General features: G+C 72.8%; 8 protein-coding genes and 1 pseudogene. 6 read left to right on the top strand and 3 right to left on the bottom strand.

The genetic code is table 11. The features are described from left to right. The 4 genes from QM633_RS10065 to QM633_RS10050 form a co-directional block, all read left to right on the top strand. On the top strand, positions 1-943 hold a 943-nt coding region (locus QM633_RS10065), incomplete at its 5' end, for a threonine/serine exporter family protein (protein WP_415153623.1). Between the two features lie 148 nt (positions 944-1091). Beyond that, entirely contained in the window at positions 1092-1739 is a 648-nt protein-coding gene (locus QM633_RS10060; protein ID WP_415153622.1) for a response regulator transcription factor, read from the top strand. After that, positions 1723-2871 (top strand): sensor histidine kinase, encoded by a 1149-nt coding sequence (locus QM633_RS10055; protein ID WP_415153621.1) that lies wholly within the window; start codon positions 1723-1725, stop codon positions 2869-2871. The genes QM633_RS10060 and QM633_RS10055 overlap by 17 nt, the downstream gene beginning before the upstream one ends. Next, entirely contained in the window at positions 2859-3887 is a 1029-nt protein-coding gene (locus QM633_RS10050) for a hypothetical protein (protein WP_415153620.1), read from the top strand. The genes QM633_RS10055 and QM633_RS10050 overlap by 13 nt, the downstream gene beginning before the upstream one ends. 40 nt (positions 3888-3927) lie before the next feature. On the opposite strand, the gene QM633_RS10045 is transcribed toward QM633_RS10050, so the two are convergent. Beyond that, the gene (locus tag QM633_RS10045; RefSeq protein WP_415153619.1) at positions 3928-4314 is read right to left on the bottom strand and encodes an SHOCT domain-containing protein; all 387 of its coding nucleotides are present in this window, start codon (positions 4312-4314) and stop codon (positions 3928-3930) included. 273 nt (positions 4315-4587) lie between these two features. On the opposite strand from QM633_RS10045, the gene QM633_RS10040 reads away from it, so the two are divergent. Further along, on the top strand, positions 4588-5094 hold the full coding sequence (locus tag QM633_RS10040; protein WP_415153618.1) for a SigE family RNA polymerase sigma factor: 507 nt from the start codon (positions 4588-4590) through the stop codon (positions 5092-5094). Next, entirely contained in the window at positions 5091-6152 is a 1062-nt protein-coding gene (locus QM633_RS10035; protein ID WP_415153617.1) for a hypothetical protein, read from the top strand. Before QM633_RS10040 ends, QM633_RS10035 begins: the two co-directional genes overlap by 4 nt. A 38-nt stretch (positions 6153-6190) precedes the next feature. Here the strand turns inward: QM633_RS10035 and rnhA are convergent, their stop codons facing one another. Both rnhA and QM633_RS10025 read right to left on the bottom strand, forming a co-directional pair. Continuing rightward, positions 6191-6637 carry a ribonuclease HI gene (gene rnhA, locus QM633_RS10030; RefSeq protein WP_415153616.1) on the bottom strand — a complete coding sequence of 149 codons (447 nt, stop codon included), beginning with the start codon at positions 6635-6637 and terminating at the stop codon, positions 6191-6193. Between the two features lie 138 nt (positions 6638-6775). Beyond that, a pseudogene (locus QM633_RS10025) lies at positions 6776-6977 on the bottom strand (NAD-dependent epimerase); the annotation flags it as partial.

Raw genomic sequence — 6977 nt, 5'->3', positions numbered from 1 at the left:
GCCGGGGGCGGTGACCGCGGGGATCGCGACCGTCCGCGGCCTCGCCCCGCCGTCGACGCCGGGCCAGCGCGTGGGGGCCTACCTGCTGCTGTCGGCCAGCCTCGCGGTCCTGCTCGGCGGGTCCTGGGCGGGGGTGGGGGCGGCGGCCGTCCTCGGTCTCGCGGTGGGCGTCCTGCTCCTGCGCGCCGAGGCCGTGGCGCGGCAGTACCAGGCCCTGGTCACGGTCGGGACCGCGTTCGTGGTGTCGGCGGCGGTCTTCAGCCTGACCCGGTACGGGGTGGATCCAGGGGTGCTCGCGGCCCTGATCGCGCCCCTGGTCACCTTCCTGCCGGGTGCGCTGCTGACCACCGGGGTGATCGAGCTGGCGACCGGCCAGATGATGGCCGGAGCCGGACGGCTGGCCGCGGGCACGATGCAGCTGGTCCTGCTCGCCGTCGGGATCGTGGCGGGGGCGAGCCTGGTCGGTGTCCCCCGGCTCGACCTGAGCCAGGCCCAGAACCCGCTCGGACCGCTGGCGCCATGGCTCGCGGTCGCGCTGTTCGGCATCGGCGTGGTGGTGCACCAGTGCGGCCGCCCCTCATCGATCGGCTGGATCCTGGTCGTCCTCTACGTGGCCTACGGGGCACAGGTGATCGGCGACCTCTTCCTTGGTGGCGTGCTCTCCGCCGCGGTCGGCGCCCTCGCCATGACGCCGGTCGCCTACCTCGTCTCGCGGCAGCGCAGCGGGCCTGCCGCCTTCGCCTGCTTCCTGCCCGCCTTCTGGCTGCTCGTGCCCGGCGCGCTGGGCCTGGTCGGTGTGGCCAGCATCCTGGACGGCGACTCCGCCGGCCTGACCACGCTGGTCACCACGGCCTCCACGATGGTCGCGATCATGCTCGGCATCCTCCTCGGCACCGCCCTCGGAGCCCGGCTGGCGGGCGGGCGCACCGTCGTCGCCGTCTGACCCCGCCCGCATCGGCGTGGCGTCGCGGCGGAGCGCCGGTGTGTCCACCCGCGGACGGGATGCTGGAATCCCTGCGGCTCGCTTCAGTACGGTGTCCGTGCCGGATGCCCATCGTTCCGCCACGCGATGGCGCTCCGGCGGGAGAGGCATGAGAGCGCGCATCGGGATCGTCGACGATCACCCGGCCGTCATCCTTGGCGTGGCCTCGGTGCTCAACGCCCAGTCCGACCTGCTCGTGGTCGGTACCGCAGCGTCCGTGCCCGAGTTGCTCGCGCAGGGCCCGCCGCTGGACGGCGTCCTGCTGGACCTGAGCCTGGCCGACGACTCCACGCCCACCGAGAACCTGCAGGCTCTCGCCGCCCTCGAGGTGCCGGTGCTGGTCTACACCTCGGGGGACCGCCCGCACCTGGTCCGCGAGGCGGCGCGGGCGGGAGCCGCCGGCATGCTGCGCAAGTCCGAGCTGCCGGACGCGATCGTCCTTGCCGTCCGCACCATGCTGGCCGGAGAGGTGCCGGCGTCCGCGGACTGGGCGGCGGCGCTGGACTTCGATCCGGACTTCGTCCACGTCCACCTGTCGCCGCGGGAGGCCGAGGTGCTCGGGCTGTACGCGTCCGGTGAGACCGCGGACCGCGTGGCCGCGCTGCTGTACATCTCGCGGGACACCGTGCTGGACCACATCCGCCGGATTCGCAGCAAGTACGCGCGGGTCGACCGCGCGGCCCGCACCAAGGTCGATCTCTATCGGCGCGCCGTCGAGGACGGCCTGATCCCGCTCGGCGATGACGCCGACCGCTGAGCAGCGGGAGGCGATCGACCGGCCGCTGGGCTGGCTGACCGCCATCGGCGGCTGCATCCTGATCCTCGACCAGACCCTCGCCCAGCTGGGGGGTGTCGCCGGGTTCGCGCCGTGGTGGAACGTCGGTGGCGGGCTGGTCGCCGTGGCCGTGGTCGCGCTGGCCGCGGCAGGGCTGTTCCTGCCGCTGCGGGTGCTGGAGGTGTGCTGGCGGGCCGTGCCGATCGCGTACCTGGCGCTGCAGGCCACCTGGGTCCTCGGCGTGGCCGGGGCCGACCCCGAAGCCGTCGTGCCGTGGCTGTGGACGCTCGAGCCGGCCGTGATCACGCTGTTGATGCTCGTGGCACGTCCGGCCGTGGCCATCGTGACGGGTTTCGCCTACTGCCTCGTGCCGGGACTGTCCGGGCTGCTGTTCCTCGGCCACGTCCCCCAGGCCGTCCTCGCCGAGACGCCGGGCCAGCTGGGCAACGTCCTCTACCTGATCATCTTCGTCGCGCTGCGCGTCCCGCTGCAGCGGCTGCATGCCACCGAGGCCAGGGCGCGACTCGAGCAGACGCGACAGCTGCGGGCCGCCGCCCGGCTGGAGCAGCAGGTCGCCCTGCAGCGGATCGTGCACGACGACGTGCTGTCGGTGCTCACGTCCGCGATGCTCACCTCCGGTCCGCCGTCCGGCGCGCTGCGTCTGGACGCCCGGCGTGCGATCGACGCCCTGGGCGCCGCCGGCGCCGGACCGGCGGCCACGGACACGAGCGTCGACGGGAGGGCGGCCGCCGCCCTGATCGCGGCCGACCTCCGCCGGATCGATCCCGAGGTCACGGTGGAGGTGCGGTCGCACTCTGCTCCGGTACCGCTGGACGTCGCCACCGGCCTCGGCCAGGCGGCCGTCGAGGCGCTGCGGAACAGCGTCCTCCATGCCGGCTCCGGCGTCAGCCGGACGGTGCGGATCGACGCGACGGAGGAAGGGATCCAGGTGCGGATCCGGGACGACGGGATCGGGTTCGATCCCGTTCTCTCCGGCCAGCGGCTGGGCATCGCCGAGAGCATCGTGGGCCGGATGACCGATCTCGGCGGGTGCGCCCGGATCGACAGCGCACCGGGGCTCGGCACGGAGGTGGTGCTGGCATGGAGCGACTGATATCCGCCACCACGGCGGCGGGCGGACTGGGCACCCCAGGTGCGAGATGGGCGTTCGTCTTCGGCTGGTCCTGTGGCGTCCTGCAGGGTGCCGTCGACGGCAGCCTGTCCCGTGCGCCGCTGTTGTGGGCGGTGGCTCTGGCGGCCGGCCTGATCGGCGTCCTGGCCCTGACCACACCGGGGGATCGCGACCTGTCGGCGCCAGTGGCCGGTGCCACGGTGGGGATCGCCGGCCTCGTCGCCGTCACCGCGCTGGTGACGGCCGGCGCCGTGGGCGACGTGTGGGGGCTCGACCTGGCCGCCTACCTGGCGACCTTCCTGATCGTCCGGGGCAATCTGGTGGCCGGTCTGGTCGGTGGGCTGCTCGTGCCGGGCGTCGCCGCGGTCTGGGCCGTGCCGCAGGAGCCCTCGTTGGAGCAGTGGGCCCTGCTGCTGGGCATCCCGGTCGGGTGCCTGGTGGCCGCCTCGGCGTGGCGCCTGGTGCTGCGCTGGATGGTGGGGCAGGAACGGCGGCACCGCAGCGCTGCTGCGCGCGCGGCGGAGCGTGCCGAGGCCGACGCCGCCGCCCTGGCCGCGACCAGGGACGAGCTGGCCTCGATCGGCGTGGACGTCACGCCGTTGCTCGAGCGGCTCTGCGCAGGCGAGCCGGTGGACGCCGGACTTCGGGCTGAACTGGCGTTCGTCGAGGCGGACGTCCGGGACCGGATTCGCGCGCCGCACCTGCGGCATCCCGTGCTGGTGTCGGCGGTCGCCTCGCTCCGGCAGCAGGGGGTGGAGGTGGTGTTGCTCGGCGAGGCGAGCGGCGCGGGCAGCGGGGTGTCCGACGGCCTGGCGATGGCGCTGGCGACGGCCGTCGCGCAGGTGCGGGAGGGCCGGGTGACGATCAGGGCCCTGCCACAGGGACGGCCGGCCGCGGCGAGTGTCGTGACCAGCGATGCCGGGGGCAGCAGCCACCGGGAATTCTCCGCCGCCGGCGCCCTGCTCGACGCGGCCGATGCCCTGCTTGTCGGCAACTGAGCAGGGTGGGCGCCGGCGCGCGGCCCGGTGACGGGACGCCTCAGGCCAGTGCCCTGGCCTTGAGCGTGTCGAACTCGGCCTGGGAGATCGTGCCCGCGTCCAGCAACGCCTTCGCCTGGGCGATCTCGCCGGCGGCGCCGCCCGAGACCGAGCGGATGTCGTCGTCGGTGGCATTCTTGCGGGCCCTGGCCTGAGAAGACGCGCGCTCGGCCATCCCGGAGCCGCGGGCGATCAGGTACACCAGTGCGGTCAGGAACGGGACGAAGATCAGGAAGAGCAGCCAGACCGCCTTGGCCCATCCGGACAGGGCGCGGTCGCGGAACAGGTCGCCGATGATGCTGAACAGCGCCATCAGCCAGGCGAAGAACACGAAGATCGTGAAGAACATCCAGAGGAAGTCCCAGATGTGACCGAGGAAGTCGGACATGCGCAGTCCTTTCGATGCTGTCGGCGCGGCCGCAGGGCACCAGCCCGCGCCGGGCCGTCCCGGCCGCCCCCAGCACGCTAGGCCGCGAGACCGCCGCGCCGGTACCCCCAGTAGTGGGGGGTTCCCGGACCCGGGTCGGTCCCCTCGTGCCGGTCGCCCTGGCCCTCGGGGGCGACAACTCGGCGGTGGAGAAGGCCTCCCGGTTCTGGCAACCTTCGCGTGCGCATTCGCGTTCTACTGGTGAGGCACCTAGCCGGAAGGCCGCGCATGTTGATGGGACGACCAGCGCCCGCCATGGACGCCGAGTTCGCGGCGTTCGTGCGGGTGGCCACCCCGTCGCTGTCGTGGACGGCCTACGCGCTCTGCGGGAATCGCGACGCGGCGGCGGACCTGCTGCAGGAAGCGCTGCTGCGCACGTATCTCGCGTGGCGCAGGGTCAGGGACGGCGATCCGACCGCCTACGCCCGCCGGATCCTGGTGAACCTGAGCATCGACGGCTGGCGCAGACCGGCGCCCGTCCCGGTCGAGCAGCCCGACGCAGCGGATGGTCGGGACGCCCAACGCACGGTGGACGACCGCGACCACCTGGTGCGCATGTTGGCGACCCTGCCGCCACGGCAACGGCAGGTGATCGTGCTGCGCTACCTCGACGACCTGGCCGAGGCCGACGTCGCCGAACTGCTGGGGGTCAGCGCCGGCTCGGTGAAGTCGGCCCTGTCCCGTGGGCTTTCCGCACTTCGCACCCAGTACAGCCTCTCCGGGGAAGGAGACCGTCCGTGATCGACCTCGACCAACACATGCGGGAGGAGTTCGCGCGGCTCACTCAAGGCGCGTGTCCCGACCTGGGCATCGACCCGGACCGCCTCCTGGACGCAGGGCACCGGCGGTATCGCTTCCGCACGGTCAGGCGGGCGCTGAGCGGCGCCGCCGTGGTTGCCCTCGCGGCCGTGGCCGGGTGGGCAGGGCTGACGGCCGCCGGCCGGTTCGACGCCACCACGGTGCCCGCCGCTCCGGCGAGCAGCCAGGCCTGGGTGGCGAACCCCGCCTACTTCGACCTGACCGGCATCGCGCTGGCCGAGTCCACCCCGTTCCGCAAGGTCCGGCTCGACGTCGAACCGGGGGACCGCGGGTGGGAGGTGACGGCCGAGTTGAGCACCGAGGACGGACGCCTGCTCGCCAGCTATGCCTTTCACACGGGCACGGAGGTCACGGTGCAGCGGCTCTCTCCGCAGGTGGCGGTGGCGTTGCTGCCCGCGGCAACCACCTGGTGGGACGTCGCGATGCACGACCCGGCGGAGTCTCCGTCCCATGTCGACTCGATGCGCCCGGGCGGCCTCGATGTGACCGCGGTCCTGCTCACCTTCGACACCGGGGGGGAGGCCGGCGACGTCAACGGGTTCATCTGGGAAGCCGCGGACGGCAGCCTGGTCGACAACCTCGGCAACCACGTGCCCACCTCGAGGGTCGTCCTGGAGGGCCAGTCCGTCACCGTGTACAGAGACGCCGCGCTCGATCGCATCGGGTTCCGGCTCGACAACGGCTTCACGACGGCCGTCCACGTCAGGGCCGAGGCGCCCTGGACCGCCTACCCCCGGCTGCAGTACTCCGAGCGATCGCCGCTCGACGACAGCACCACGTGGGTGCTCGCCGACGTGCTCCCGCAGGGGGCGCAGGATCTGTCCGTCGAACTCGCCGCCGACAGGTCTGCCTGGACCAGCCTCGACCTCGGGGGAGGCACGGCCTACGTGATCGTGACCAGATCCGACACCGGTGGCCAGCCGATCCGAGCGATCGGCTACCGGGACAGGAGCGGACGGTCGGTCAGCTTCCACCGCTGAGGACGCGTCCCCGGCGCCCGGCACCCGGCGGCCGCCGCTCAGCCGCGAACCTGCTCCACCCCGAGGTTCGCCAGCTGGTCGGCGCGCTCATTGCCCGGGTCGCCGGCGTGTCCCTTGACCCATTCCCAGCGCACCTGATGTCTCGCGACCAGGGCCTCGAGTTCCTGCCAGAGCTCCGCGTTCTTCACCGGCTTCTTGTCCGCGGTGCGCCATCCGTTGCGCTTCCAGCCGTGGATCCACTTCGTCATGCCGTTCATCACGTAGGCCGAGTCGATGTGGAGGTGCACCTCGCTGGGCCGGTTGAGCGACTCGAGGCCCCGGATCACCGCGAGCAGTTCCATCCGGTTGTTCGTGGTGGGCGTCTCGCCCCCGAACAGCTCCCTGGTGTGTTCGCCGTAGGTCATCAGCACCCCCCAGCCGCCCGGCCCCGGGTTTCCCTTGCAAGCGCCGTCGGTCCACATGTGGACGGTGGTCTGATCGCTCATCGCCGTCACCCTAGCCGTCCTCGATCCCCGGTGAGGACGCGCCCAGGTCGACGCGGGCCTGCTCGGGGACGGTTCTTTTCCCGTTCGCAGGTCCGTCCCCGTTCCCCGTCACGGGCTGGTCCGGCGGTGCCGCGGCGGTCAGTAGGCGACTGTGAAGCGCCGGCGGGAGTGCTTCGGGGTCTCGATCTCGTCGACGAAGGCGACCGCGAAGTCCGAGCCGGAGATCGTCGACCTGCCGTCGGCGTCGGCGACCACCAGGTCGTCACCGGCGCGGTAGGCGCCGGTGCGGGGGCCGTCCGCCCACGGGCCGAACTCGACGGCCGGACTCACGAAGAACCAG

Source organism: Propionicimonas sp. (assembly GCF_047606205.1).
In the GTDB taxonomy this organism is placed as follows: domain Bacteria; phylum Actinomycetota; class Actinomycetes; order Propionibacteriales; family Propionibacteriaceae; genus Propionicimonas.
Note: the sequence above shows the minus strand (reverse complement) of the source record. Positions and strands in the feature narration are given on the sequence as shown.